This window comes from Arthrobacter sp. YAF17, from assembly GCF_052113365.1.
Classification (GTDB): Bacteria; Actinomycetota; Actinomycetes; order Actinomycetales; family Micrococcaceae; genus Arthrobacter.
This window is the reverse complement of record NZ_JBFRDB010000002.1, coordinates 125,056-151,419: the sequence shown is the minus strand read 5'-3', so window position 1 is coordinate 151,419 and position 26,364 is coordinate 125,056. Positions and strand designations below refer to the sequence as shown.

Sequence of the window (26,364 nt, the reverse complement as noted above, 5' to 3'; positions counted from 1 at the left end):
AACGGGCCAGCCGGCCACCACACCCGAACAATCCGTCCTGCGGGACACAGCAAGGAGCAACACGCCATGGCAGCAGACACAACCCCGCACACCGACATAGAGGGTCTGAGCTACGAGGAAGCCCGTGAGCAGCTCGTCGGTGTCGTCAGCCGGCTGGAAGCCGGCGGGGCGAGCCTCGAGGAGTCCCTGGCGCTCTGGGAACGCGGCGAGGCACTGGCCAAACGCTGCGAAGAGTGGCTCGAAGGTGCCCGCAGGCGCCTCGCCGCGGCACGCGAGAAGCCCGCACAGGACGGCTAGTTATAGGGTCTCAGCGAAGGCCGAACAGCTAGGAGCGCCGCACCAGCTCGGATTCCATGTCGACGTCGAGCTCCGGGGCCGGCCACTCAAGCGCCAGTCCTTCCAGCGCGTCCAGCAGCAATTGCTGGACGGCAATCCGGGCGTACCACTTCTTGTCGGCGGGGACTATGTGCCAGGGGGCGAGCTCGGAGCTCGTCTGTTCAAAAGCGGCCTGGTACGCGTCCATGTAATCTTCCCAAAAGGCCCGTTCCTTGAGGTCGTTGCCGCTGTATTTCCACCTTTTCGCGGGATCCTCCAGCCGCGCGAGCAGCCGTTCCCGCTGCTCGTCCCGGCTGATGTGCAGCATGACCTTGACGACTTTCGTTCCGGCGGCCGCCTGCCGGGCCTCGAATTCGTTGATGGCCCGGTACCGGCGCTCCAGTTCCTCGGCGTCGGCCCAACGATGCACGCGGTGGATCAGGACGTCCTCATAGTGGGAACGGTCGAAGACCCCCACCATTCCGGCCGCGGGCACTTCTTTTTCGATCCGCCAGAGGAAATCGTAAGACTGCTCTTCGGGCGTGGGCGCCTTGAAAGACTTCAGCTGCACGCCCTGCGGATTCATCTGGCCCATCACGTGATTGACGATGCCGCCCTTGCCCGCGGTGTCCATGGCCTGCAGGACCAGCAGCACCCGTTTCTTGCCACCGGTCCGGGACTCCGCAAAGAGTTGCTCCTGCAGTTGCGTGAGCTTGCCGTCGAGCTCGGCGAGCAGCTTCTCTCCGGCAGCCTTGTCACCGGTGTAGCCCGGAGTGGAGTCCGGGTCGACGTCGCGAAGGCTGAACTTCTTGCCTGCCCTCAGGATCTCGGAGGGGTGTTCGTCGAAATCCACGACATCTGCCATCAAAGCCTCTTTCCGGTTCGGGCAGCCCGTCGACCGGATGTTCCTCCAGCAGCGCTGCTGTCCCGAATCCTAGTTCCCCTTGTACCGGCTCAGGAAGTCCCCCATGCGGTTGATTGCCTCTTCAAGGTCCTTCACCAGCGGCAGGGTGACCATGCGGAAGTGGTCGGGACGGACCCAGTTGAAGGCCCGGCCGTGGGAGACCAGGATCTTCTGCTCGCGCAGGAGGTCCAGGACGAACTTCTCGTCGTCGCGGATGTGATAGACCTCGGGGTCGAGCTTCGGGAAGAGGTACATGGCGCCCCGTGCCTGCTGGGTGCTGACCCCGGGAAGGGCGTTGAGCATGTCATAGGCCTTGTTGCGCTGCTCCAGCAGGCGTCCGCCGGGCAGGATGAGGTCGTTGATGCTCTGGTACCCGCCGAGCGCCGTCTGGATGGCGTGCTGGGCAGGGACGTTGGCGCACAGGCGCATGTTCGCGAGCAGGTTGATGCCCTCGAGGTAGTCTGCGGCGTCCTTCTTCGGCCCGGAGATGGCCATCCAGCCGGCCCGGTAGCCGCACACCCGGTAGGCCTTGGACAGGCCGCTGAACGTCAGGCACAGGACATGGTCGCCGGTCAGGCTGGCCATGTTCACGTGGACGGCGTCCTCATAGAGGATCTTCTCGTAGATCTCGTCGGCGAAGAGGACGAGCCCGTGCTTTTCGGCCAGCGCGACGATCTTCTTGAGGGTGTCCTCGGGATAGACGGCGCCGGTGGGGTTGTTCGGGTTGATCACTACGATGCCTTTGGTGCGGGGCGTGATCTTCGCTTCCATGTCCGCCAGGTCCGGCTGCCACCCCGAGTCCTCATCGCAGAGGTAATGCACGGGCTTCCCGCCGGCGAGGGCCACGGAGGCGGTCCACAGCGGATAGTCGGGGGTGGGGATCAGGACCTCGTCGCCGTCGTTGAGCAGTGCCATCAGCGACATCGTGATGAGTTCGCTGACGCCGTTCCCGAGGTAGATGTCGTCGACGTGGATGTTCTGGATGCCGCGGGTCTGGTAGTACTGCGAGACGGCGGTGCGGGCGGAGAAAATTCCGCGGGAATCGCTGTAGCCCTGGGCATGCGGCAGGTGGCGGATCATATCCACCAGGATCGCGTCCGGCGCTTCAAACCCGAACGGGGCGGGGTTTCCGATGTTCAGTTTGAGGATGCGGTGACCCTCTGCCTCCATCTGCTGGGCGGCCTGAAGGATCGGTCCACGGATGTCGTAAAGGACATTATGAAGCTTGGTGGACTGCTTGAAATCTGCCATTCATCAAATATGCCATATGGAGGATGTACTTCCGCCGAGATCTGACTCACAGGGCCGTGCCGCCGTCACAGGCGGCAGAACGTGCGACGGCGGCCGCCGCGTTCCCCCGGAACTGGGGAAGCGTGGCGGCCGCCGTCGTGCGTCAGAAAGCCTGGAAGTGCCCTACTTGACCAGGCCCTTGTCCTTGAGCCAGGCCGCCGCGGCGTCCTTGGGGTTCTGCTTCTGGCTGCCGCTGACGGCGCGGTTGAGGTTGATGAGGTCCTCAGTGGTCAGGACCTTGGACACGGCGTTGAGGGTTTCCTTCGCCTTGTCCGTCATCTTGGCCGTGTTGTACAGCGGCAGGACCTGCTGGGCGATGAAGTTGTTCTTCGGGTCCTCCAGGACCACCAGGTCGTTGTCCGCGATGGACGGGGTGGTGGTGTAGATGTCGGCCACCTGGACCTGGTCGGAGAGGAGGGCCTTCAGCGTCACGGCGCCGCCGCCGTCGCTGAACGGTTCCAGCTTCTTGGGCACGCAGTTGTAGTTTTTCTCGAGGCCGGGAAGGCCGTAGGCGCGCTCGGCGAAGGTCGCCGGTGCGCCGATCACGATTTCGCTGCAGACCTTGGCGAGGTCCTCGATCGACTTCAGCTGATACTTCTCCGCGGTGGCCTTCGTGACGACCATCGCGTCCTTGTCCTCGGCCTTGGCGGCCTCCAGCACGGCCAGCCCCTGGGGCAGCTTGCCCGGCAGTGCTTTGTAGATGTCCTCGGCCGACACCTCCGTGGCGTCCTTGCTGACGTGCAGCAGCAGGTTTCCGCTGTAGTCGGGGATGATGTCCACCGATCCGTCCTGGACGGCCTTGAAGTAGACCTCGCGGGAACCGATGTTCGGCTTGGTGCTCGCGGTGACGCCGGCTCCGTTGAGCGCCCCAGCGTAGACCTCGGCGATGATCTGGCTCTCCGGGAAATCGGCGGAACCGATCACCAGCGCCGCACCGGAACCGGACGTGGCTCCGCCCGTTGCGGGCGCCGTGGAGAGCGGGTTGGATGAGCCTGCACAGGCTGACAGTGCCATGGCCAGGCCGACGCCGGCGGCCAGGCCTCCGAATGCGCGCCTGCCGAGTGCTCGTTGGCGGGTTTCCTTCATGACGTACCTCCTTGAACAACAGTCCCCGCAGGTACGGGGTCTGTGAGATCAACCGCAGCCTGCTGGCTCCGGTTTGGCTGGGAAGAGGCCCCCTGGGACAGGAACAGCCTCTGGATGAGGGCAAGGACAAGGTCGACGGCGATGGCCAGGCCGGCGATGAGCAGGGACCCGCCCAGCATCTGGGGGAAATCGGAGAGCACCAGCCCGTCGAAGAGGTACCGGCCCAGGCCGCCGAGGTTGATGTACGCCACCACCGAGACAGTGGCGATGGCCTGGAGCACGCCGGTGCGGAAGCCGCCGTACATGACTGGCAGCGCGTTGGGGAACTCGGCGCGGAAGAGCACCTGGAGTTCGGTCATGCCCATGGCACGCGCGGCGTCGACGACGTTTCGGTCCACGCTGGCGATGCCGGCGTACGTGCCGGCCAGCAGCGGCGGAACTGTCAGGATCACGAGGGCCCAGATCGGCGGCATGAGCCCGATGCCGGCCAGCAGGACGAACAGCGTGAGCAGGCCGAGGGTCGGTAGGGCGCGGAGGGCGCCGGCGACGGCCACTGCGCCGACCCGCCCGCGGCCGGTATGCCCGACGTAGAGCCCGATGGGGACGGCGATGGCCGTGGCGATCACCATCACCAGACTGGTGTAAAACAGGTGCTCGGCGAGGCGTGCCGGGATTCCGGCGCTGCCGGACCAGTTCACGGGATCGGCGAGCCACGCGAAAGTCTCAGTGACGACGTTGCTCATGCGTTTCCCCCTCCGGTCTTGGGCCGCGCGAACCGCAACGCACCGGCAGCTGTTTCTGCCGTGTCCTGGCCGGCAGCTGAATCGGTGGCGGCGCCGGTGGCGGCCGCGGCGCGGGTCCACGGGGTCAGCAGCCGTTCGAGCAGGACCAGGACTGCGTCCATCAGCAGCGCGAGGATGAGGATGGCGATGATGCCCACCACGACCTCGGTGACGAAGTCACGTTGCAGGCCCGAGGTGAAGAGCATGCCGAGGTTGCCGATGCCGAGCAGGGCCGCGACGCTGACCAGCGAGATGTTGCTGACAGAGACCACCCGCAGCCCGGCGAAAAGCACCGGCAGGGACAACGGCAGGTCGATCTGCAGGAAGCGGGCGAAGGGCTTGAACCCCATGGCCACGGCGGCCTGCCGGAGATCCTCGTCCACCGAGTCAAAAGCGTCCAGGGTGGCGCGCACCAGCAGGGCGACGGCGTAGATAGTCAGTGCCACCACGACGTTGGCCGGGTCCAGGATCCGGGTTCCGAGGACGGTCGGCAGGATGATGAAAAGTGCCAGGGACGGGATGGTGTAGAGCAGCGATGACCCTGTCAGGACCACGGACCGCAGCCCCCGGTTCTGCCGGGCGAGCTGGGCCAGCGGGACGGCGATGAGCACCCCGAAGATCATCGGCAGGATGGCCAGGACCAGGTGCTGTCCCGCGAGGCTGTAGACCTGCGCGCTGTTGGCCAGGAACCATTCCATCAGAGCGCGCCCTGGCGGAAATCGCGGTCCGACCCGATCACGGTGAGGACTTCCTCGGCGGTGATGACCCCTGCCACCCGGCCGTCCGCGTCCACTGCGACGCCGAGGCCGGAGGGCGAAGACAGTGCCGCGTCGAGGGCCCGGCGGAGGGTGTCGCCCTTCCGGAAGAGGGAACCGCCGGGAACCGTCGCGGCACCCTTGCCCGGACCGGACCAGCCGAGGGGACGCAGCGCCTCGTCGACCACCAGCTGCCATTCGCCGGAGGCGTTGCCGTCATGCCCAAGTTCTTCCGGGGTGATGGTCCGCGCCGGGTGCACGGTAACGCCGTCGGACGGGCTGAAGGCCAGGTGCCGGAAGCCGCGGTCCCGGCCCACGAAGGACGCCACGAAGTCGTTGGCGGGGGCGCGGAGGATTTCCTCCGGTGTGGAGTACTGGGCGAGTTTGCCGCCGAGTCCGAAGACCGCCACCTTGTCCCCCAGGATGGTGGCCTCGTCAATGTCGTGGGTGACGAAGACGATCGTCTTGGCCAGGTCCCGCTGGAGCCGGAGGAGTTCCTGCTGGAGTTCGTCGCGGACCACGGGGTCCACGGCGCTGAAGGGCTCATCCATGAGCAGCACGGGAGGGTCAGCGGCGAGCGCGCGCGCCACTCCGACACGCTGCTGCTGGCCGCCGGAAAGCTGTGATGGGTACCGCTTGCCCAGCCCGGACGCCAGCCCGACGACGTCGAGCAGCTCCTGCGCGCGCTTGCGCGCCTCGGTCTTGGAGACGCCGTTGAGCCGGGGCACGGTGGCGATGTTGTCCAGCACGGAACGGTGCGGCATCAGCCCGGACGACTGCATGACGTAGCCCATGGAGCGGCGCAGTTTCGCCGCCGGCACCGAGGTGACGTCCTCCCCTCCGACGGTGATGGTCCCCGACGTCGGCTCGACCATGCGGTTGATCATCCGCAAGGACGTGGTCTTGCCGCAGCCCGAGGGCCCGACGAAGACCGTGATGGCACCCTTGTCGATGGACATGGTCAGCCCATCCACCGCAGCCTGCCCGCTCTGGTACTGCTTGGTGACGCTCTGGAACTCGATCATGGCTTCAGCCATTTCCGGGCATACCTAACTGTTGGAGGCAACATCGGACAGTCCAGCAAACTGATCATAGACACGCCGAATTTTGGCTGTAAAGCACGTAGAACCCAGCCTAACCAGCGAGGCGGACAAAGTCAGGGACATCGTCAAGGGCGCTGGGGCCGACGTAGCAATTCGGTGCACCGCCGAAATCGGATGGGTGCCGCGCCGAAACAAAGCAACGCGGGGTCACATTGAGCCCATTCCAGCGGCCGGAATGGGCCGCAAGTGACCCCGCGTTGCTTCTTGGCGCCCTGCCCGGTCAGCGCGCCGGCCGGCCGCCCCCGGAAGCCCCGCCCCGGCCCTTGCCGCCACGCCTTGTCCGCTGCTGTTCCGCCGCCTCGTGGTTGTCCCTTTCCGCGGCGCGCTGGCTCTTGCCTCCGGCGGATATTTTCTGGTGCCACTCCCGTGCGTAGGCGCGGCGGGCGGCCGAATCGTGCCGCCGGGCCAGGGCCGCGATTTCGCGCTGGAGTTTCAGGTAGCTCGCCCAGCGGCGGTCCTCCAGGGTTCCGTCCGCGATCGCGGCCTGCACGGCGCAGCCTGGTTCGCGGCCGTGCGCGCAGTCGGAGAACCGGCACTGCCCGAAGAGTTCCTCTACGTCCCCGAACATGTCGGCCATACCGCCGTCGGCGTCGAACAGCCCGAAGCCGCGCACCCCCGGGGTGTCCATCAGCACGGCGCCGCCCGGCAGGGGCACCAGCTCGCGGGAGGTGGTGGTGTGTTTGCCCTTTCCGTCGCCGGCCCGCACCGCCCCGGTTTCCTGAACATCGACGCCGACGAGCGCGTTGATGAGCGTGGATTTGCCGGCCCCCGAGGGGCCCAGCAGCACGAGGGTGCCGCCGGGCGGGAGATGGCCCAGCAGTTCGTCGAGGCCGTCTCCCTGTTCCGCGGACGTGGTGACCACCGCGACGCCGGCGGCCTGGAGAATCACCTTTCCGACGACGTCGTCCGCAAGGTCCGCGAGGTCCGCTTTGGTGATGATGACGAGCGGCGTGGCACCCGAGTCCCAGGCCGCGACGAGGGTGCGTTCGAGCCGGTTGTGGGTGAGGGGCCGGTCCACGGGCACCACCACGCCCACGATGTCCATGTTGGCGCCGAGCACCTGCGACTCCGACGAGGATTCGAAGGCGCGTTTGCGGCTCAGCTCGGAGTGGCGCGGCAGAATCCCCGTGATGGCGGGCTCCCCCGCGGTATTGGTTCCCAGCCAGACCCAGTCCCCGGTGGCGGGCAGTTCCCCGGTGCTGGGATAGGGCAGGTGGAGGATCGTATGGTGCGCGGCAACCAGTACAAGGTTGCGGTCCACGCGGATGACCCGGCCCGCGCCGGTGCCGCCCGGCAGAGGGTGGTCAGCGAAGCGTTCGGCGACGGCCGCGGTGAAGCCGTAGCCTGCGGGTCCTTCGGGAAGGTTGTTGGTGCCGGTGTGGGTGGCGCCGGGACGTGCAAGAAAAGTTGTCAACGAAAACCCTTTGATGGGCCCCGGTGCACGTGCCGCGCTGCGGGTGGAACCTGGCAGCTGCTGCGGCTAGTGGGTGCTGATGGCCGGGGCAGGAATAATGACGTGGCTGATGTGGGCGCGCACAGCGCACCTGACTGTTGCAGTCATCGTCTCCACCTCCCCGCTATCCGTTTCCTGTGGTTGATCCCGCCGGGGTCCTCCCTGCGGCTTCTTCAGAGTAACCGGGCGCGGCCGGCCTGGCTAGGGAATCCGTCAGGAAAGTTTGCCGTCCAGCGGCCGCTCCCGGTAGAGCCGGAGCGCGAGGTCGACGAGCGAGACCTTGTTCAGCCCGTCGACGTCCTCCAGCGGGATCCAGGCCGCGTGCGTGGTGCTGCCATCGACCTCGTGCCGCAGTTCCCCGCCGGTGATGGTGGCCTCGTAGATGAGCCGGAGGGACTGGAAATCCCGTTCGCCGCCGTCGATCCGGATTTCCGCCGGCCAATGCCCGACGTCGATCCCCACCATGGTGCCGACCACGGCGTGGTACCCGGTTTCCTCATAGATTTCCCGGCGGCACCCGTCGACCGGGTGCTCGCCCAGATCCAGACCGCCGCCCGGCAGGGTCCAGCCTTCCTTGCCGCCCTGCTTCCAGTACGCCAGCAGGATCGCGCCGTCGCGGATGATGACCGCGTAGGCAGCGGGGCGGGTGTCAAAGTTCAGACTCATCCCTCAAGGGTAGTGGCCCGCCGTTGGCGTAGCCCTGAGGCCGGGTCAGCTCTGTTCGGCCACGAGCTGGAGCACACCAAAGACGGGATCCTGCTCAAGGATCCGAACGTCGGTGATCCCCGCGGCGGCCAGGGCGGAGCGGAACGATTCCTGCAGCCGCGGGACGTTCATGCCCAGTCCGCTGCCCAGGATCACCGGGCCTTCGATCCTGAGTTGCCGGACCGTCTGCTCCGCGAGCCCGGCCAGGTCGCGGCCGGCCTGGTCGACGAGTTCCTGGCTCGCGGTGTGGCCGGCGGCCGCAGCGTCGACCACGAGCCGGGCCTTGTCGGCCCAGTAACGGCGTCCGGTGTCCGGTGAATGGAAGAGCGCGATCAGCTTGTTGGGGTCGTCAACTCCGCAGGAGGCCAGCAGCGCCGTGGTCAGTTCGTCCGGTTCCTGCCCCTGGTTCATCCGTCGCAGGCTGTGCCGGACGGCTTCCCGGCCCAGCCAGTACCCGCTGCCCTCGTCTCCCAGGAGATAGCCCCAGCCGCCGGCGCGGGCTTCCTCGCCGAGTCCGTTCCGGCCCCACGCAGCCGATCCGGTGCCGCCGATGACGGCGACGCCGGTGCTGGCGCCTCCTGCAGCCAGCAGGAGCCGCGAATCGTGGACCACGGTGATCCGGGCGCCCGGCACGTGCGGCGCGATCAGCGCGGCGAGCGCCTCGGCGTCGGCGTCGGTATCGATGCCGCCGGCTCCTGCATAGACCTGGGCGACGGTTCCGCCGCCGATCCTGGCGAAGAGCTCCGCGAGGTGGAGTGCCGCCTCCGCGCGGGTGACGTTTTGGACGTTGGAGCTGCCTACCGATTCATCGGCCACCACGGCGCCGTCCTCGAAGCGGACGCCCCGGGTCTTGGTCCCGCCGATATCGAGGCCGATCACGGCGCCGGCCGCGGGAGCAGTGGAGGGAACGGTGTCCGCCGCCGGCGGGATGTCAGAATGGGTCACCGGAACAGCCTACTGAATCACGCACAGGAGTGAGCATGTCGCACGACATCTTCGGCACCCGCATCATTGCCGCCCCAATGGCCGGCGGGACCTCCACCCCCGCGTTCGTGAAGGCCGTGCATGACGCCGGCGGGCTGGGGTTCCTGGCCGCGGGCTACAAGAGCGTGGCAGCCATGGAGGCGGAGATCCGCAGTGCCCGTGCCGCGGGGGCACGGTTCGGCATGAACGTCTTCGTTCCCGATCCCGCGCAGCTGCCCCCGTCAGCGGCCGTGCGGGCGCAGCTGGAGGAATACCGCGCCAGGCTGCGGCCCGATGCGCTGCGGTACGGCGTGGACGTCCCGCCCTTGCGGCTTGACGACGACGACCACTGGCACGGCAAGATGGACGCCCTGCTGGCTGATCCGGTGGAACTGGTCAGTTTTGCCTTCGGGCTGCCCGGGACCGACGTTGTCAGGGCGCTGCAGCGGGCCGGCTCCCTGGTGCTCGCCACTGTGACCACTGTTGCCGAGGCGCTTGAGGCGGCCGGACAGGGCGTTGACGCGCTGGCGGTGCAGCACTCCGGCGCCGGCGGCCACAGCGCGGCCTTCCAGCCGGGCGCCAGCGGGCGCAATGACAGCCAGCCGGGTACGACGGCGGAGCTGGTCACCTTGGTGCGGTCCGCCGTCGGACTCCCGCTGGTGGCCGCCGGCGGCGTGATGGACCGGGCAGGACTGGAGGCAGTGCTGGCCGCCGGGGCACAGGCGGCCCAGCTGGGCACCGCGTTCCTCCGAACGGACGAGAGCGGCGCCCGGCAGTTGCACAAGGATGCCCTCGCCAGCCCGCGTTTCACTGAGACCCGGCTGACAAGGGCTTTCACCGGGCGGCGGGCCCGTGCGCTGGCCAACGAGTTTGTCCGGGACCACCCCGACGCCCCGGAGTCCTACCCCGCCGTGCACCACCTCACCGCTCCCCTGCGCGCGGCGGCGGCCGCGGCCGGAGACGCGGAACGGCTGAACCTCTGGGCCGGGACGGGCTGGCAGCAGGCCCGTGCCGGTTCCGTGGCGGAGGTCATGGCGGGTCTCCTGGGCTGACGGCACGCCGCACCCAACGCCGCCCCACCCAACGCCGCCCGTCGGGGTCGGAGGGGTCGCCGGGGCGCCTTTGAGTTCGTCGAGATCGCTGGACACGTGCGGGGTCGCCGGAAGCTTCCGACGACCCCGCACGTATCCGGCGAACTCGGCGAAGTTCGCGCTATGGGCCGGCTCAGGCACACCCACCACGGGCTCGTTCAGTCGCCGGAGCGTCCGCGGACGAAGCCGGTGAGCAGTGCCGGGCCCTCGCTGAGCACCAGCTCGCGGAACAGCCTCACCGGGTCCGGCTCGGCGTCCGCTCCCCCGCGCCGTTCCCGCCAGGCCAGGCCGATCTCGCGGAAGGCCAGTCCGGAATCCAGGGCGAGCTCCACCCAGCCCAGGTCGCCGGCCTGCGCCGCTGGGGTGCGGCCGGGGGCCAGCTCTCCCGGCGGGAGGATGCTCACGCCGAGTCCTGCCGAGACGAGTCCCCGGGCCGTGTGGGAGTCCTGGCTCTCGAAGGCGATGCGTGGCCGGAAGCCTGCCTCCCGGAACAGGGCGTCGGTCAGAGAGCGCATGCCGTAGCCGGGGCCCATCGCCACGAACGGGTCCTGCCGGATCTCCTCGAGGCGGGCGCGGCGGYGTCTGGCGAGGGGATGCCGGTGGTGGACCACCAGCCGCAGCGGTTCCCGGTACAAGGCTGCCGAGGAAATCAGCCGGCTCGGCGCGGCGATCGGTGCCGTCAGGGCCAGGTCCGCATCCCCGGCTGCGAGTTCGGCCAGGCAGCCATCCCGCGGGCCCTGGCTGAGCTCGAAGGCCGGCTGGGGATGGCGGCTGCGGAAAGCACTGATCAGCAGCGGCAGCATGGCCTCGCCAAACGTGTGCTGGAAGGACACCGCGATCCGGCCCCGCACCACTTCCGATTCGTGCCGGACCAGGTCCAGCCCGGCCTGGAACTCGCCCAGCGCGGCCTCAATGTGCGGCAGGAGCGCTTTGGCGGCGGGTGTCAGCCGCACACCGCGGCCGTCGCGGATCAGCAGTTCGGTCCCGATGATGCTGCTGGCCCGGGCGATGCTCCGGCTGACCGTCGACTGGGGCAGCCCCAGCACGTCGGCGGTCGCGGTGACGTGCTGGGTGCGCCCGAGCTCAGCCAGCAGGGGCAGCAGCGGCAGCAGCTGGACCAGGTGTTTGTGTTCCACATCCATGTTCTGCTCTCCAATCAGTTCCGTATTTGCTATGAATTCTATGTGAATCATGCATTGGAAGCATGTTCTCCGGAGGCCTAGTCTGAGGACATGCCACGACTCCTGCCGTTCCCCCGCACGGCTTCCACCGGCCCCGTCCGGGAGGGCACCGCAGCAGGGGGCGAACCGGCAGCGGCCGGCGTCGCAGAAACCGCCGCCGGGGTTCCCGACTGGCCTGGGCACGCCAAGGGGTCCGCGGCCTACCGGAAGATCCTCGCGGGACTGGCGTTCGCCGGCGTCGCCACGTTCGCCCAGCTCTATTCCACCCAGGCCGTCCTGCCCATGATGGCGGCGGACTTGCAGGTCACGGCCGCCGAGGCCGCACTGACCATCTCGCTGGCCACCGTGGGCCTGGCCGTGACGGTGCTGCCCTGGTCCTTCCTGGCCGACCGGATCGGCCGGGTCCGGGCCATGATGTGGGGCATCTCGGCCGCCACGGTGTTGGGCCTGCTGGTTCCGCTGGCCACCAGTTTCCCGATGCTGCTGGGCCTCCGGATGCTCGAAGGCATGGCGCTGGGCGGCATACCCGCGATCGCCATCGCCTACCTCAACGAGGAGGTCAACAGGGCCCACGCCGCACTGGCCGCCGGGACCTACGTCGCCGGCACCACCCTGGGCGGACTCGCCGGGCGGCTGCTGGCCGGCGTGGCCGGGGAACTGTGGGGATGGCGGGCCGCCGCCCTGGCCGTCTCGGTCCTCGCCGCCGCCGCGGCGGCCCTGTTCCTGGTCCTGGTGCCACAGGCGCGCGGCTTCACGGCAGCGGCAGCCAGCGGCTTCCGCGGAGCCCTCCGGACACTGGGGGGCCACGGCAGAAATCCGCGGCTGCTGGCCCTCTACGTCCAGGCATTCCTGTTGATGGGCGGCTTCGTGGCCGTCTACAACTATCTTGGTTTCCGGCTCTCCGGGGAACCCTTCAGCCTGCCGGCCACCATCATCAGCCTCATCTTCCTGGCCTACCTCTCCGGAACGGTCTCCTCCCGCTGGGCCGGCGGGCTGGCGGCGCGGTTCGGCCGGCGCACGGTGCTGATCGCGGGCACGGTGCTGATGGTGGCGGGCCTGGCCCTGACGCTCACCCAGGCTCTGGCGCTCATCATGGCGGGCCTGCTCCTGTTTACGGGCGGCTTCTTCGCGGCGCACAGCATCGGCGCAGGCTGGACCGGCGTGATCGCCTCGACCGGCCGTGCCCAGGCGGCGTCGCTCTACAACCTCGCCTACTACCTCGGATCCAGCGTCATCGGCTGGGCCGGCGGGCTGGTGTTCCAGTCGCTCGGCTGGACGGCCCTGGCCCTGACCGTCATCGGGCTGGCTTGCACGACGGCGGTGATCACCGCCGTCGTGCATCCCGCCCGGCCGGCGCCGGCGGCCGTGTCGCCAGCGGCACCGGCGGAGGGCGTCAGCGCGTAGCTTCGATGGCCCGCACGAGGTCGGCCACGACGTCGGCGGGGTCCTCCAGGCCCACCGACACGCGCAGCAGGCTGGCGTGCGGCTTGGCATCGGCGGCAACCGGCCGGTGGGTCAGCCCGGCCGGATGCTGGATCAGCGTGTCGATGCCGCCGAGCGAAACCGCATGGGTGATCATTCCGACCGCACCCGGAATCCGTTCGGCGTGCTCGGCGCTGTCCACCTCGAAGGCCATCAGCGAGCCCGGACCGGCCATTTGCGTCCCGATCAGGCCCTGCGGATCGCACTCGGGCAGCCCCGGATAGAAGACGCGCCGGACCAGACCGTGTCCGGCCAGGGCGACGGCGACCTTCTGGGCGCTGGCCTGCTGGGCGCGCACGCGGACCGGCAGCGTGGCCAGGCCGCGGTGGAGCAGGTAGGCGGGCCACGGGGTAAGGATGCCGCCGGTGACGGCGCGGATCTGGCGCAGCCTCGTGGTCCACTCGGGCGCCGCGGCCACTACGCCGCCCATGGCGTCACCGTGTCCGCCGAGGAACTTGGTGGCGCTGTGCAGCACCATGGCGGCACCGTGCCGGAACGGCTGCTGGAGGACCGGGCTCGCGAAGGTATTGTCGACCAGCAGCGGGACTCCGTCCGCGGCGGCGGCCACGCGGGCGATATCGACGAGCTCCAGGCTCGGGTTGGCCGGCGTTTCGAGGATCACCAGGCCGGTGTCGGGCCGGAGCGCGGCGTGGACGCCCTCCGGGGTGGTGAAGGTGACAGCGTTGCCGAGCACGCCGGAGGCAAGGAGGTAGTCGCTTCCGCCGTACAGCGGCCGCACCGCCACCACATGCTTCTTCCCGGTGGCGACGACGGCGAGCAGCACCGCGGTGAGTGCCGCCATCCCCGTGGCGAACGCGACGGCCTCCGGCGCGTCTTCGAGGACGGCGACGCCTTCCTCGAACCGTGCCACGGTGGGATTCCAGAGCCGCTGGTAGACGGTGCTCTGGCCATCCTGGTGCGTGCCGCCCGTGGCCATGTGCTCATAGGCGAGTCCGCCGTCGTGCACCGAGGGAAGCGGCGCGGTGGTGGAAAGATCGATCGGCACCGCGTGCACGCCCAGTTCAGTGAGGCCGTTCCGGCCGGCGTGGACCGCCAGCGAGTCTTGAGAAAGCACGTTGCTCCTTATGAATATTCGCCATTGAATTCCGCAAGTATCTGGCAATAATTCGGAGTTTTGTAGAGGCCGTGAATGGAAGTGTTGGAATGTGCCCTTTATGATGAACGGACAACACTTCAAGGAGGATCCGTGAGTAGCAGTGCGAAGAATCTTCGGCCGGGAGCGGGTGCCGGCGAGCCGCTGGACGCTATCGACGAGCGCCTGCTCGCGGCACTCGTCGCCGACGCCCGCATCTCCAACAAGCAACTGGCCGAGCTGGTCGGCATCGCGCCGTCCACCGCCCTAATGCGCACCCGCGCCCTCTCAGACCGCGGGATTATCCAGGGCTTCGAGGCGAAGCTGAGCCTGTCCGCGATCGGCCGCTCCGTGCAGGCCCTCATTGCCGTCAGGCTCCGCGCCCACGACCGCGAGCAGATCGACCGCTTCACGTCCCGGGTGCCCAAACTTCCGGCCGTGCTCTCCACCTTCCACACGTCCGGTTCGGTGGACTACCTGCTGCACATCGCGGTCGCCACCACCGAGGACCTCCGCGACTGGGTGCTGGATAATCTGGCCACCGATCCCGTGGTGGGCCACACGGAAACCACGCTCGTGTTCGACCACATCCAGGGCAACCAGGGCCCGCTGCCCGACTAGGACGTTCGGGCGGCCGGGCGCAGCGCCGCCCGCAGCGTGATGACCGCGAGGATCACGGCCGCGATCGCACAGACAACAACGAAGCCGGCTACCGCTGCCTGCAGGCCGACAACGCCGGCGGCGAGGCCCAGCCCGATGACGGGGAGAGCGCTGCCGAGGTACGTGATGACGTAGACGGTGCTGATGATCTGGGCGTGACGCGCGGCCTCCACTTTCCCGGCCACATCGTTGAAGACCGTCCGGAATGCCACTCCCTGCCCGAAGCCGGCGGTGATGCTCGCGAGGATCAGCAGCCAGGGGCTGCTCCAGGCGGCAGCCGCCGCGATCAGCAGCACCGACCCGGCCAGCATGCCGAGTCCGGTCGGCACCACAAACCGCCCCCGCACGGCGAGCAGCTGGCTGAGCGCGGAGGACCCGAGGGTCAGTCCCGCCAGCAGGCCGATCAGCGGCCGCGAATCGGCGTGGACGATCTGGGCGAAATAGCCCGGTGCCAGGGAGAGGCAGAAGCCGAACACGGTGAAGCTGAGGAACCCCACGGAGGACGCCAGCCAGAAGGCGCCGCGCGCCTCACTGGACACCGACGGCCGGCGGGGCGCCAGCACCCGCAGCGGCTGCGGACCCGTATGCGAGGTGATGGCCGGCCGGGCCTTGAGCAGGGACAGCGGAACCAGCAGCGCAGCGAGGACCATGGAATGCACGAAATACGGTGTGGAGGTGGGACCGGGCAGCAGCGAGAGCACTCCCCCGATGGCGGGCCCGGCCGCCACGCCGCCGGCGGACGCCAGCAGGGTGAATCTCGAGGCCCATTCGGGGCGGCTGGGCAGCAGCTCCCGCAGGGCCGCCGAACTGGCACCGGTTGCGAGCGCCACCGCAATACCCTGAAGGGCCCGGCCGGCGCACAGCGCGAGCAGGTTGTCGGCCGTGGCGAAGACGGAGCCGCCGGCGAGGCCGACGAGCACCGCGAGCACCAGGGCGGCACGGCGGCCGATGTGGTCGGACCAGTGGCCGGCCAGGATCAGGGTGGCCACGAGTGCCAGGACGTAGGCGGAGAAGGCCACGGTGACATCGAGTGCGGTGATCCCGAGCTTGGCCTGCAGCAGCGGGTACAGCGGGGTGGCGAGATTCGCCCCGACCAGCAGCGTGAAGATCACGACGCCGGCCATCACCAGCCGCGCCGTCGTGGAAGCGTCCCAGGCCCAGCGGTCTGCCGTGGCCGGGCGCATGCGAAGTTCGCTGAAGACCGTCATGTCCGTGCCCTTGCGTGAAAGCGGGCCGCGTGTTCCCTGTGATGGGGAACCGCCAGCCCGTGAAGATTTTGATACCTAAAGAATGCAACATTGCTGACCCTTCGGGCTAATTTACGTGCCAAGATTGATCAAAACAGTCAATCCAGCCCCGCCAGAATGAACCGGAGTGATGATTTGAACAGCCTGGACCCCACCGACCTGAAGATTCTGCTGGAATTGATCCGTGATCCGCGGATCCAGATCGGGGAACTCAGCGACACCCTGGGCATCGCCCGCAACACGGCGCAGTCCCGCGTGCGGCGCATGCAGCGCTCCGGTTTGCTGCACGACGGCGGCCGCGAAATCGATCTTGAGGCGGTGGGCTACGACGTCGTCGCCTTCGTCACGATCGAGGTCAACCACCGGGAACTCGACGGCGTGGTGGGCGCCCTGCGCCTGATCGCGCAGGTCCTGGAAGTCCACGAGATCTCCGGGCGCGGCGACGTTTGGTGCCGCGTGGTGGCCACCGACACGCACAACCTGCAGGCCGCCCTGCGCTCCATCCTCCGGATCAAGGGGGTCATCAGGACCGAAACAGTCCTTGCCCTGCACACGCACATCCAGTACCGCACCGAACCGCTGATCAGCCGGCTCGCCCAAGGCAGCTCCCCGGCACCCGCCCGGTCGAAGTGACGTGCCGGGCACACCCTACGCCGTGGCCCGCCGTGCCCGCGCGGCCACGTGCGCAGAAGCCGGGATAATGGCCCGGTGACTATCATCGATAACGCCGTCTACGTTGACGGCGTCCGCAGCGCCGAGCCCCAGAGCCTCGAGCAGACCTTTGAGACCCTGAACGAGCACGGCGGGATGGCGTGGATCGGCCTCTACCGGCCAACGGAAGTCGAAATGGCGGCCGTCGCGGCGGAGTTMGGGCTGCACAGGCTCGCCGTGGAGGATGCGATCTCGGCCCACCAGCGCCCCAAACTCGAGCGCTATGACGACAACCTCTTTACCGTGCTGCGGCCCGCGCGGTACCTGGACGAGACCGAAACCGTGGAATTCGGCGAACTCCACGTGTTCACCGGCAAGAACTTCGTGGTCACCGTCCGGCACGCCGAGACCGGCGGGGTGGCTCAGGTGCGGCGGAAGCTGGAGCGGCGCCCCGACCTCCTGTGCCACGGCCCGGAAGCTGTCCTCTACGCACTGATGGACCAGGTGGTGGATGACTACGTGCCCGTCGTGGCGGGGCTGGAGAACGACATCGACGAGATCGAGGACCAGCTGTTCAGCGGCGACTCCACCGTCTCCCGGCGGATCTACGAACTGGCCCGCGAAGTCATCCAGTTCCAGCGCGCCATCCACCCGCTCCCGGCCATGATGGAGGCCCTGCGGCGCGGCTTCGAAAAGTACCAGGTCAATTCCGAGCTCCAGCACAACCTCCGCGACGTCGAGGACCATGTGGAGCGGCTGGTCTCCCGCGCCGATTCTTTCCGGGACCTCCTGCAGAACGCCCTCACACTCGACGGCACGCTGACAGCCAACCGCCAGAACGAGGCCAGCGCGGAGCAGAACGAGCAGGTGAAGAAAATCTCGTCCTGGGCTGCGATCTTCTTCGCACCCTCCTTCGTCGCGGGCGTCTATGGCATGAACTTTGAGCGGATGCCCGAACTGCAGTGGAGCTTCGGCTACCCGATGGCGATCGGGCTGATGGCCGGCACAGCCGCCCTGATGTACGGCATTTTCAAGAGGAAGGGCTGGCTCTAGCTGCATTACCAACGGACGTTCCGGCGCCGGGGACTGTCAGCGGCGCCGCCGTGCCTGCTCGACCAGCCGCTTGAAGGCCAGGACAAAGGCCGCCTCGATCAGCACCATGAGCCCCAGCAGCGGCCACTGGCTTTGGCCGATGAAGACGGCTGCCCCGATCACCACCAGGACCGTCCCCAGGGTCAGGGCGTAGACGGCGAAGCCGATGGCCACCTTCGCGCTGCGCACTCCCGTGCGGAAGCCGAAGCCCAGGGGTTCGCCCCCGGGGTAGCCCTCCACGCGGTCCGGTGCCCCGGGCGTGAGCCTGTCGAACTCATCCCACGGGTCGCGGTCCTGGTCCTGTTCGGTCATGCTCCTATTATCCCGCGGGGACGCCGGTGTGAGATGTTCCGGCAAGAGCGCCGTCACATTCTCCGCACCCGGCGCGTCAGGTAAGTAGCGGCCCGGCACATCCGGGCGCCGCCGCTACCGCCCCGCACCGCCCAACAAGGAGGAGATCCCGATGAAATTCGGAAAAGTCATTCTGTACGTCGCCGACGTCGAAGCGTCCCTGGCCTTCTACCAGCAGGCCTTTGGCCTCAAGACCCGCTTCATCCCGGAGGCCGGCTACGGCGAAGTCCACGCCGGCGACACCACCATCTCGGTGGCGTCCTTCAGCGCCGGCCAGGGGCACTTACCCGAGGGATACCGCTGCACCCCGCCGCCGCCGTCGGACGTCAGTGTGGAGATCGCCCTGGTCAGCGACGCGGTCGACGACGACTTTGCCCGGGCCGTCGACGCCGGCGCCACGCCGCTTCAGCAGCCGGCGGCGCAGCCCTGGGGCCAGACGGTGTCCTACCTGCGCACCCCCGACGGGACCGTCATCGACTTAAGTTCACCGCCAGCCTGGGGCTGAACCCCTACGCGGCGCGGACGTCGATTTCGCCGGCGGCCGCGCCGTCGGCTCCGAACACGAGGTGGCGGTTGGCGATTTTTTCGCTGAAGAACCGGTCGTGGCTGACCACCACGACGGCCCCGGGGAAATGCACCAGGGCGCGCTCCATGACCTGGGTGCTGGACATGTCCAGGTGGTTGGTCGGCTCGTCGAGCAGCAGCACCGAGGCGCCGGACAGCAGGCACTGCGCCATGGCGACGCGCGCCTTTTGCCCGCCGGAGAGGTTCCCGATCTTCTGCTTGAGGTCCGCCTCGGAGAACTGGAACATCGCGAGGAACCGGTTGACTGACTTCTTCGTGGCGCTGAACGCCAGGCTGTCCGGCAGCGCGTTGACCGCGTGGGACACGGTGTCGGCGTCGTCGAGGTCCTCGAGCATCTGGTTGTAGGAGACGAACCCTGGCCCCTTGGCCCAGGCCACCTCGCCGGAGTCTGCCTGCTCTTCGCCGGTCAGCACCTTCAGGAGCGTGGATTTGCCGCTGCCGTTGGAACCGAGGACCACGATCCGGTTGCCGCGGCGGATCTCGAAGCTCAGATCCTCGAACAGCAGCTTTTCGCCGTAGGACTTGCCGAGTCCCTCCACGCGGCAGAGGACGTCCTTGACGTGCAGGCCGCCGTAGATCTCCGTGACGATCTGGTCCACGGGGCGGGGCGTGCGGGACTTCTTGATCTTGGCCAGCTGGTTCCCCAGCCCGCGGCTGGCCGCTTTGGCTGCCTCGCGGCGGTCGGCGATCCCTTCGGCTTCAAAGGCCAGCAGCTCGGATTCGTGCACAAACTGCTGCTCCAGGGTCTTGAGCCGGAACTGTTTCTGCACGACGTATTCACCGAAGTTGCCCGGGTATTCGTGCAGGTGGAAGTTCTCCACCTCGATGATCCGGGTGACGACGGCGTCGAGGAACTTCCGGTCGTGGGAGACGATAATCGCGGCGCCCTTGAAGTCCCGGAACCAGCTTTCGAGCCATTCGACGCCGGCAACGTCCAGGAAGTTGGTGGGCTCGTCCAGCAGGAGCACGTCGGGGCCTTCGAGGAGGATCTTGGCCAGGGCTGCCCGGTTGCGCCAGCCGCCGGACAGCTCGTCGATCGCACAGGTGCGGTGCGCCTCATCGAAGCCCAGGGTCGTCAGGACGGTGTCGATGCGCCGCGGGTAGTCCCAGCCGTCGAGTCGTTCCATGTCCTCGAACAGTTCTGCCTGACGGCTGATGTGCCGGTCGAGTTCCGCGTCCGAGGGACCGGCCGCGATGGCAGCGTCGATGGCGGCCAACTCGGTTTCGACTGCCTTGATGTCCGAAAACAGGGCGTCGAGCACCTCCAGAATCGTGGCTTCGCCGTCGAGTTCGGAGAACTGGGAGAAGTACCCCACCTTGGTGCCCGGTTCCAGCGTGACGGTGCCGGTGTCCGGTGTGACCTGGTCCAGGACCAGCTTGAGGATGGTGGTCTTGCCGGAGCCGTTCTTGCCGATCAGGCCCACCCGGTCACCGGGCTCCAGCCGGAAGAAGGCCTCCCGGAGAATCTGGGTGTTATCGAAGCGCACGCTGACGTCTTGCAGCCGGATCAGGCTCATGGGTATTTCTCTCTCGATTTAGGGTCGGGAAGGCAGTGGCGCGCGGCGGAGGCCGGCACTAACGGGATACGAGCCGCCACAGGGACGTGACTTCGGCCGCCCGGGCGGCGTACAGCGGATCGTTGCGATCGGAGGCTTTGGGGTGGGTTGGCTTGGTGTCGAACCGTTCCACCACTTTCAGTCCGGCCGCCTCAATGGCGCCCAGCAGATCGGTCCGGGACCGCAGGCCCAGGTGCTCGGCCAGGTCCGACAGGACGAGCCAGCCCTCGCCGCCGGGTTCGAGGTGGTCGGAGAGCTCGTTCAGGAACCGGAAAAGCATCCTGCTGCCGGGGTCATAGACGGCATTGTCCAGGGAGGAATGCGGCGTGGCAGGAATCCAGGGCGGGTTGCACACGATGAGCGGCGCACGGCCGGGCGGGAACATGTCGGTCAGGACGGCCTCCGCACGGTCCTGGACCCCCAGGTTCTGGAAGTTCTCGCTGGCGCAGGCAATCGCGCGGGGCTCGTTGTCCGTCGCCACCACGCGTTGGACGCCGCGGCGGGCGAGAACGGCGGCCAGCACCCCGGTGCCGGTCCCTACGTCGAACGCCAGCTCTTCAGACGGCAGCGGAGCTGCGGCCACCAGGTCCACATATTCGCTGCGGGTCGGGAAGAACGTGCCGTAGTGCGGATGGATGCGGCCCTGCAGGGCTTCGACCCAGACGCCGTTCCTGCGCCACTCGTGGGCACCGATTGCCCCGACAAGCTCATGGAGCGACACCACGGAGGGTTCGGCGATGTCCCCGTACGCCTCCGCGGCGGCCGCCCGGATGTCCGGAGCGCGCCGCAGGGGCACCACCGGGCCCGGGTCCAGCGGAATCAGCAGCAGGCCGAGGACGCGTGCGCGGTGCGAGCGGGACTGGCGGTGCCGGTAGAACTCATCGGCCGGGGAGTCCGCCACCTTTTTCTTCCCGGCACCCAGACGCCGGTCGAGGGCGTTGAGAATCTGCCGGGCGTTGTGGAAGTCACCCTGCCAGAGCATCGCGATGCCTTGGGACGCCATCCGGTTCGCATCATCGGCTGTCAGGGAGTCGGTGACCACTTCGATGCGCGAGGGCGCGGGCCGTCCGTTCGCCGACCGCCAGCGGGCCGTCCTGCTGTCGCCAGCCTCGGTCCACGTCACGACGACGGGCCCGTCGACGGCGGGTGCCTGCGGTGGCTTGCCGGTCGGCGTCGGGGTTTGACGGGGGCTGCCCGGCACGGCGGTGACGATAAGAGGTCCAATCCCAGAATCCGGGGGCGGAAGCTGAAGGTTGCGGGGGGGATTCGGCGATGCACTGGTGATCGGGTCGAGAGTTTCGCGGACAATCATCCGGCCCCGAAGCGCGCGTTAGGTTGGCGGGTGGTGACACCCGGCGTGCCTTCTCAGGATACAGGCGGGCGCCGGCAGCCATCCGCCCAGGCTGGGAGGTATGGTGCCGGGCCGACTGTCACTGCGCGATGCGGCTGCGCACGATCTCGCTGACGGCTTTGCCGTCAAAGCGTCCGGCGATCTTGGCGGTCACCGGTTTCATCACCGCGCCCAGCTGGCGCATGGTCAGTTCGGTGCCGTCGGCCGTGAGGTCACCGATGACGTCGTCGACGATGGCCTCCACCTCGGCCGCGGTCAGCGCCTTCGGCAGGTAGGCCTCAATGATTTCGGCTTCGGCAATCTCGGCCGCGGCCCGCTCGGACTCCCCCGCCTCGGTGTAGATGCGGGCGGTGTCGCGGCGCTTGGCGGCTTCTTTTTGCAGCAGCGACGTCACTTGGGCGTCGTCCAGCACGATCGGGGTTTTGCCGGACTTCTCGCGGGTTTCGATTTCGCCCAGGACGTTGCGCACGGTGGTGAGCGCGATCTTGTTGCGGTCCTTCATGTGGCTGACGACGTCAGCGTGCAGGCGTTCTTTCAGGGTGGTCATGATTCTCCTCGTCTCACTGGACAGGATATCGGGCCGCGCGGCCGGCGAGACCCGCCGGCGGCCGCACGCCCCGGGGCCGGCCACGAGGGCCCGGAGGCACCGGGCCCTCGCAATACCTTGCTACTTGAGCGTAAGGACCGGGTTGACCGGTGCCTTCAGCGAATCGAGCTGCACACCCGCGGTCCGCTTTTGGACTGGAAGGATGGATGCCGCCCAGTCGGAGCCGGTGCAGGTCACCGAGACCTTCGGGACGATTGTGCACTTCACACCCCAGGAGTTGACCACCTTGGTGACGTTGGGGTCCTTCCAGGAGATCGACCAGCTGGACGCCGCACGGACGCCGGTGGCTTCCATGCTGGCCACGTAGCCGCCGTTCCACGCACTGGTGGCATTCCAGGTCGCGCTGATTGCCGGGCCACCAGAGGGTGTCGTCGGCGTTGCGGAGGGAGATGCCGTGGGTGCCGGGCTCGCCGTCGGCGTCGCGGTGGATGACGGGCTCGCCGTCGGCGTCGCTGTGGGTGACCGGCTCGCCGTCGGCGTCGCGGTGGGTGACGGTGTTGGTGTCGGAACGGGCGCGGTGACGAGCGGGGCGCCGGTCAGGATCGGGGCAAGGGCGGCGAGTTTCGCGGATTCCGGGGTACGCCAGTCGGTCTTGACGAGCCCGCCGGTGATGCCGGAGTTGGGATTGAAGGACCAGTACGCATAGGACATCTTGTTGCTGGCCAGGTAGGAGACGATCGACGTCATCCACTGCTTGTCCGACTCGGTGGCCAGGGCCGACCCGAATTCCCCGAGCAGGATCGGAGCGATTCCCTGCTTCTGGAGGTAGCCCCAGTTCTTGTCCCAGACGGCCGGCAGGTTGGCCGGGTAGGCCGGGTCGCTGAACCACTTCTGCGGAAAGAGCGACGCCGGGTAGTCGTGCGGCGAGTACACAACCCGGTTCGGCGTACTGAGGACGACCGGCTTCGCGCCGACATCGGAGAGTCCGCCGCCCCACCAGGTCGAGGTCCCGTCACCCTGGGTTTCGATGCCTTCGACGATGATCAACAGGTTCGGGTTGGAAGCGAGGACGGCGTTGCCGCCGCGGGTTGCCGCTGCCTGCCAGTCCGTGGCGGCCGTGCCTCGGCCCCAGGTCGCCGCGCCGTAGGGCTCGTTGTGCAGGTCGGCGCCGATGACGGTCGGGTCGTTCTTGTACCGGCCAGCGAGCATCTTCCAGTCCGAAATCCACTTCGATTCCGGGACGGCGGAGGTGTACCACAGCGGTGACTGGTCGGCGCTCATCGGGCGGTGGCGGTCCAGGATGATCTGCAGTCCATTGGCCTTGGCGCGGGCAATGACCGTGTCCATGACGTCAAGCGGGCGTTTCCCTTCGAGGTTGTAGGCCCGGTTCGCCCAGTAGTTCACGCTGCCCTTGATGGCGGTCGCGGCCAGGCACTCGTTGGAGTACGGCAGGCGTACGGTGTTGAACCCCATCGACTTGATGGTGGCCAGGGCCTCGTCGATCGTGAGAGTCCCCCACAGTCCGTGCGGGACGCAGTCCGGCGTCTCAAGTCCGAACCAAGACGTGGCTTTGATGATGTACGCGTTGTTGTTCGAGTCCCTGATGGTGCCGCCGTCGGTGTGTAGCCAGCCGGTTGCGGCCGGTACGGTCTCCGCAACACGTTCGGCGGCGAACGGGGCCGGTCCGGCGCAGCCGCCGACGGCGAGCAATCCGGCGAGGACGGCGGATGCCACGGCAGCCAGCTTCGTGCCGCGTCGCCAGCGGGCGGGCGCTGCGTCGATGCGTGCAGGGTCGATGGGCGCAGTGTTGATGAGGGGGCTGGTCTTCAAATTTCCTCCGTATCCGGGACATGCCGCCCATGCCTCGTCATACGGAGGGGGCGCGGATCTCACCATGGCACAGGATCAGAAGGGCGGGAGGGAGGCCACCGCACTTCGCGTCGGAGTGGCCAGATTGTTACGGTGTGAGGTGGCGCCCGAAGCAGTTGGCGGAAGGTAACGCAAGCCGATGCTGGGAGACCCGTCAGGAATTGTGGAGCTAAGGAGATTCGAACTCCTGACCTCTTCGATGCGAACGAAGCGCTCTACCAACTGAGCTATAGCCCCGAAGCAACGCCGTTCCCGCAGGTACGGCGTTGCCGGTGTCCCTAGGCTACAAACTATCCGCGTTCTTTGCCAACCAGCCGCTGAATGTCTCACCGGCGTGGCGTTGCTCCGGGACCAGATTCAGCCCCGCGCGCAGGTAGCTGCCCATGGCACCGGGCAACGGGAACTGCACCAGGCGTCCGCGGGAGCCGTTGACGGCCTTCCACTGCCGGGCAAATTCGTCCATGCCCTGGATCTCGGGGCCGCCGATGGTGCGGACGCTGTGCCGCACGCCCGCCGACGGTTCCAGCGCGGCCCCAAGCAGGGCGGCGGCGACGTCGGAAGGGGCGATTGGCTGGAACCGGGCACCTTTGACCACGGGAATGATCAGCAGTTTCGAGCCGGCACCGAACATCGTCGCCAGCAGGGAATGGAACTGCGTCGCCCGGAGCACGACGGTCTCCATGCCGGACCGCTCGAAAACCTGTTCCTTGGCCGCCTTCGAGGCGTAGTAGCCGAAGCTGCTCCGGTCACAGTTGATGATCGATAGCATCACGGCCCTGCCCGCCCCTGCGTCCTGGGCCGCGGCGAGAAGGCGCGCTCCGCCGTCGGCGAAGCCTTTCAGGGCCTTCCCGGAGCGCCCTTCCAGGCAATCGATCACGACGTCGGCCCCGGCCAGCGCCGCCGCCAGGCCCACGCCAGTAGTGACGTCGGCAGAAAAGTATTCCGCGCCGGCCAGCCGGGCAGGGGAACCGGCGGGAGGTGGATTCCGGCAGATGGCCGCCACGTCGTGCCCGCCGGCGATAGCCCGCCGCACCACTTCGCTGCCCACCTGGCCGGTTCCGCCGGCAACGCAAATTCGAGTCATGCCCTGAGGCTACCGGGCCGCACGTGATACCGGCCTTATTGGACCTCGGCCGGATCCCGAGACCCCGGGGCGCAACAAAGCCCCGGGCAGCCATTGCTGGCTGCCCGGGGCTCGAAGTAGCGGTTCAGGCCCGGCGTCGCTGCAGGACATCGTCCAGGTTGCTCAGGGCGCTCTGCGCCTTGCCCAGGGGTTTCGATTCGGCTTCCGTACCGGGGCTGCCAGCCGGGGACTGCGGAAGGCCCTGCTTCAGCGACGGTTTTCCAACGGCCTTCGGGGCCTCCGGCAGATCTAGCGGCTCGGGGGCGGCCCGTTCGGCTTTCGGCGCCTCCACATATGTGGGCTTCGGGACTTCCACCGGCTCCCAGCTAGACCCTTCGCCGGCCGGCGACTCCGCCGTACGGCGAACCGACGTGTCACCCGAGGCCACGGCTTCCGCCAGAGCCGCCTGGCGGAGTTCCTGTGCGGTCAGCGGCTTCGGTGCAGGTTTGCGTTCTGCGGCGTCGGCCTGGGCGTCGAAGAGCGGGCTCTCAGCCCGTTCACTGGGCTCCCCTGCCCGTTCCCCGAGCGGCGCCCGCTCCGGGGCCGACCGGGACGGGCGTGCCGGCGCGGACATGGCCGACCGAAACGCGGCGTTCATCTTACGACGGCGGTCCCGGACCGCGAGCCAGCGGAGCATAAAGACGGAGGCCACGGCACCGAGCAGCGCCGCGACGGGAAGCCACAGCGGACCGAGCCCGAAAATTCGCAGGACAGCGGAGACCAGCCCGGTGAGCAGCGCGAGCAGGCCTGCCAGCGCGAGGGTCAACCGGCCGTAGCGGATCTTGAATGCCGGACCGGGGGCAGCAGGCTCGCGGCCGCCGTCGAACCCTGCGGTTCCCGGGCCGGACACGGTGTGCTGGGTACTGGTCATGGGATTCTCCTGCTGGGCCGCCATCTTCATGACGTGCCCGGCTTGCGGGGCTGTTTCTAGATCGATGACGTCCGCTCCGAACTCGCCCGCGGGCTGCAGCTGGTGGCGTCCGTTCCGGAGCATGTAGGGAGCAACCCACACAATCCAGAGCGCAACAGCAATGACAAGGATCACAGAGCTGCTAAGAGGGAAGTCCACATCAAAACCGTATGAGCAATGGGCGGTACTGGGCGGCATTGTCCCCGGTGTGTCGCAGGA

Annotated in this window: 26 protein-coding genes and 1 tRNA gene; 7 read left to right on the top strand and 20 right to left on the bottom strand. The window is 68.0% G+C overall.

Annotated elements, in window-relative coordinates; translation table 11 throughout:
- Positions 1-66: 66 nt before the first annotated feature.
- Positions 67-297: an exodeoxyribonuclease VII small subunit gene (locus tag AB4Y67_RS03715; RefSeq protein ID WP_441404446.1), complete on the top strand. Its 231-nt coding sequence runs from the start codon at positions 67-69 to the stop codon at positions 295-297.
- A gap of 28 nt (positions 298-325) precedes the next feature.
- Here the strand turns inward: AB4Y67_RS03715 and AB4Y67_RS03710 are convergent, their stop codons facing one another.
- From AB4Y67_RS03710 to AB4Y67_RS03670, 9 genes are all read right to left on the bottom strand, one after another.
- Positions 326-1,180: a polyphosphate kinase 2 family protein gene (locus tag AB4Y67_RS03710; RefSeq protein WP_441404445.1), complete on the bottom strand. Its 855-nt coding sequence runs from the start codon at positions 1,178-1,180 to the stop codon at positions 326-328.
- A 69-nt stretch (positions 1,181-1,249) separates the two neighbouring features.
- Positions 1,250-2,470, bottom strand: a complete 1,221-nt coding sequence (locus AB4Y67_RS03705; protein ID WP_441404444.1) for a pyridoxal phosphate-dependent aminotransferase — start codon at positions 2,468-2,470, stop codon at positions 1,250-1,252.
- 162 nt (positions 2,471-2,632) lie between these two features.
- Positions 2,633-3,595 carry a glycine betaine ABC transporter substrate-binding protein gene (locus AB4Y67_RS03700; RefSeq protein ID WP_441404443.1) on the bottom strand — a complete coding sequence of 321 codons (963 nt, stop codon included), beginning with the start codon at positions 3,593-3,595 and terminating at the stop codon, positions 2,633-2,635.
- On the bottom strand, positions 3,592-4,338 hold the full coding sequence (locus tag AB4Y67_RS03695; RefSeq protein WP_441404442.1) for an ABC transporter permease: 747 nt from the start codon (positions 4,336-4,338) through the stop codon (positions 3,592-3,594). The genes AB4Y67_RS03700 and AB4Y67_RS03695 overlap by 4 nt, the downstream gene beginning before the upstream one ends.
- A complete protein-coding gene (locus tag AB4Y67_RS03690) occupies positions 4,335-5,075 on the bottom strand; it encodes an ABC transporter permease (RefSeq protein ID WP_441404441.1) in 741 nt (246 codons plus the stop codon). Before AB4Y67_RS03690 ends, AB4Y67_RS03695 begins: the two co-directional genes overlap by 4 nt.
- Entirely contained in the window at positions 5,075-6,169 is a 1,095-nt protein-coding gene (locus tag AB4Y67_RS03685; RefSeq protein ID WP_441404440.1) for an ABC transporter ATP-binding protein, read from the bottom strand. Before AB4Y67_RS03685 ends, AB4Y67_RS03690 begins: the two co-directional genes overlap by 1 nt.
- Positions 6,170-6,455: 286 nt before the next feature.
- Positions 6,456-7,649 (bottom strand): ribosome small subunit-dependent GTPase A, encoded by a 1,194-nt coding sequence (gene rsgA / locus AB4Y67_RS03680; RefSeq protein WP_441404439.1) that lies wholly within the window; start codon positions 7,647-7,649, stop codon positions 6,456-6,458.
- A gap of 252 nt (positions 7,650-7,901) precedes the next feature.
- Positions 7,902-8,354 (bottom strand): NUDIX hydrolase, encoded by a 453-nt coding sequence (locus tag AB4Y67_RS03675; protein ID WP_441404438.1) that lies wholly within the window; start codon positions 8,352-8,354, stop codon positions 7,902-7,904.
- 45 nt (positions 8,355-8,399) lie between these two features.
- Positions 8,400-9,338 carry an N-acetylglucosamine kinase gene (locus AB4Y67_RS03670; RefSeq protein ID WP_441404437.1) on the bottom strand — a complete coding sequence of 313 codons (939 nt, stop codon included), beginning with the start codon at positions 9,336-9,338 and terminating at the stop codon, positions 8,400-8,402.
- A 35-nt stretch (positions 9,339-9,373) separates the two neighbouring features.
- Between AB4Y67_RS03670 and AB4Y67_RS03665 the strand changes: the two genes are divergently transcribed.
- Complete coding sequence (locus AB4Y67_RS03665) at positions 9,374-10,408, top strand: nitronate monooxygenase (protein ID WP_441404436.1); 1,035 nt, start codon at positions 9,374-9,376, stop codon at positions 10,406-10,408.
- Positions 10,409-10,605: 197 nt separating this feature from the next.
- Here AB4Y67_RS03665 and AB4Y67_RS03660 read toward each other — a convergent pair whose 3' ends face one another.
- Positions 10,606-11,589, bottom strand: coding sequence for a LysR family transcriptional regulator (locus AB4Y67_RS03660; RefSeq protein WP_441404435.1), 984 nt, complete (start codon positions 11,587-11,589; stop codon positions 10,606-10,608).
- 90 nt (positions 11,590-11,679) lie between these two features.
- On the opposite strand from AB4Y67_RS03660, the gene AB4Y67_RS03655 reads away from it, so the two are divergent.
- Positions 11,680-13,032 carry an MFS transporter gene (locus AB4Y67_RS03655; protein WP_441404434.1) on the top strand — a complete coding sequence of 451 codons (1,353 nt, stop codon included), beginning with the start codon at positions 11,680-11,682 and terminating at the stop codon, positions 13,030-13,032.
- On the opposite strand, the gene AB4Y67_RS03650 is transcribed toward AB4Y67_RS03655, so the two are convergent.
- Positions 13,022-14,185 carry a trans-sulfuration enzyme family protein gene (locus AB4Y67_RS03650; protein WP_441404433.1) on the bottom strand — a complete coding sequence of 388 codons (1,164 nt, stop codon included), beginning with the start codon at positions 14,183-14,185 and terminating at the stop codon, positions 13,022-13,024. The genes AB4Y67_RS03655 and AB4Y67_RS03650 overlap by 11 nt on opposite strands.
- 132 nt (positions 14,186-14,317) lie before the next feature.
- Here AB4Y67_RS03650 and AB4Y67_RS03645 point away from each other — a divergent pair, with 132 nt between their 5' ends.
- On the top strand, positions 14,318-14,824 hold the full coding sequence (locus AB4Y67_RS03645; RefSeq protein ID WP_056425512.1) for an Lrp/AsnC family transcriptional regulator: 507 nt from the start codon (positions 14,318-14,320) through the stop codon (positions 14,822-14,824).
- On the opposite strand, the gene AB4Y67_RS03640 is transcribed toward AB4Y67_RS03645, so the two are convergent.
- On the bottom strand, positions 14,821-16,071 hold the full coding sequence (locus tag AB4Y67_RS03640) for an MFS transporter (RefSeq protein ID WP_441404432.1): 1,251 nt from the start codon (positions 16,069-16,071) through the stop codon (positions 14,821-14,823). The genes AB4Y67_RS03645 and AB4Y67_RS03640 overlap by 4 nt on opposite strands.
- A 174-nt stretch (positions 16,072-16,245) precedes the next feature.
- On the opposite strand from AB4Y67_RS03640, the gene AB4Y67_RS03635 reads away from it, so the two are divergent.
- Positions 16,246-16,743 carry an Lrp/AsnC family transcriptional regulator gene (locus AB4Y67_RS03635; protein ID WP_441404431.1) on the top strand — a complete coding sequence of 166 codons (498 nt, stop codon included), beginning with the start codon at positions 16,246-16,248 and terminating at the stop codon, positions 16,741-16,743.
- Positions 16,744-16,818: 75 nt separating this feature from the next.
- Positions 16,819-17,814, top strand: coding sequence for a magnesium/cobalt transporter CorA (gene corA / locus AB4Y67_RS03630; protein ID WP_441404430.1), 996 nt, complete (start codon positions 16,819-16,821; stop codon positions 17,812-17,814).
- 36 nt (positions 17,815-17,850) lie between these two features.
- Here corA and AB4Y67_RS03625 read toward each other — a convergent pair whose 3' ends face one another.
- Entirely contained in the window at positions 17,851-18,165 is a 315-nt protein-coding gene (locus tag AB4Y67_RS03625) for a hypothetical protein (RefSeq protein WP_441404429.1), read from the bottom strand.
- A 151-nt stretch (positions 18,166-18,316) separates the two neighbouring features.
- Here AB4Y67_RS03625 and AB4Y67_RS03620 point away from each other — a divergent pair, with 151 nt between their 5' ends.
- Positions 18,317-18,709 carry a VOC family protein gene (locus AB4Y67_RS03620; protein WP_441404428.1) on the top strand — a complete coding sequence of 131 codons (393 nt, stop codon included), beginning with the start codon at positions 18,317-18,319 and terminating at the stop codon, positions 18,707-18,709.
- Between the two features lie 4 nt (positions 18,710-18,713).
- On the opposite strand, the gene AB4Y67_RS03615 is transcribed toward AB4Y67_RS03620, so the two are convergent.
- The 7 genes from AB4Y67_RS03615 to AB4Y67_RS03585 all read right to left on the bottom strand — a co-directional run bounded on the left by AB4Y67_RS03615 (position 18,714) and on the right by AB4Y67_RS03585 (position 26,304).
- Positions 18,714-20,306 (bottom strand): ABC-F family ATP-binding cassette domain-containing protein, encoded by a 1,593-nt coding sequence (locus tag AB4Y67_RS03615; protein WP_441404427.1) that lies wholly within the window; start codon positions 20,304-20,306, stop codon positions 18,714-18,716.
- 58 nt (positions 20,307-20,364) lie between these two features.
- Entirely contained in the window at positions 20,365-21,468 is a 1,104-nt protein-coding gene (locus AB4Y67_RS03610) for a methyltransferase (RefSeq protein ID WP_441404511.1), read from the bottom strand.
- Positions 21,469-21,775: 307 nt separating this feature from the next.
- On the bottom strand, positions 21,776-22,243 hold the full coding sequence (locus AB4Y67_RS03605) for a GatB/YqeY domain-containing protein (protein WP_441404426.1): 468 nt from the start codon (positions 22,241-22,243) through the stop codon (positions 21,776-21,778).
- Positions 22,244-22,363: 120 nt separating this feature from the next.
- Entirely contained in the window at positions 22,364-24,073 is a 1,710-nt protein-coding gene (locus tag AB4Y67_RS03600; protein ID WP_441404425.1) for a cellulase family glycosylhydrolase, read from the bottom strand.
- Positions 24,074-24,276: 203 nt separating this feature from the next.
- Positions 24,277-24,349: transfer RNA gene (locus tag AB4Y67_RS03595), tRNA-Ala, on the bottom strand.
- Between the two features lie 46 nt (positions 24,350-24,395).
- A complete protein-coding gene (locus tag AB4Y67_RS03590; protein WP_441404424.1) occupies positions 24,396-25,196 on the bottom strand; it encodes an SDR family oxidoreductase in 801 nt (266 codons plus the stop codon).
- A 124-nt stretch (positions 25,197-25,320) separates the two neighbouring features.
- Positions 25,321-26,304: a hypothetical protein gene (locus AB4Y67_RS03585; protein WP_441404423.1), complete on the bottom strand. Its 984-nt coding sequence runs from the start codon at positions 26,302-26,304 to the stop codon at positions 25,321-25,323.
- Between the last annotated feature and the right edge of the window lie 60 nt (positions 26,305-26,364).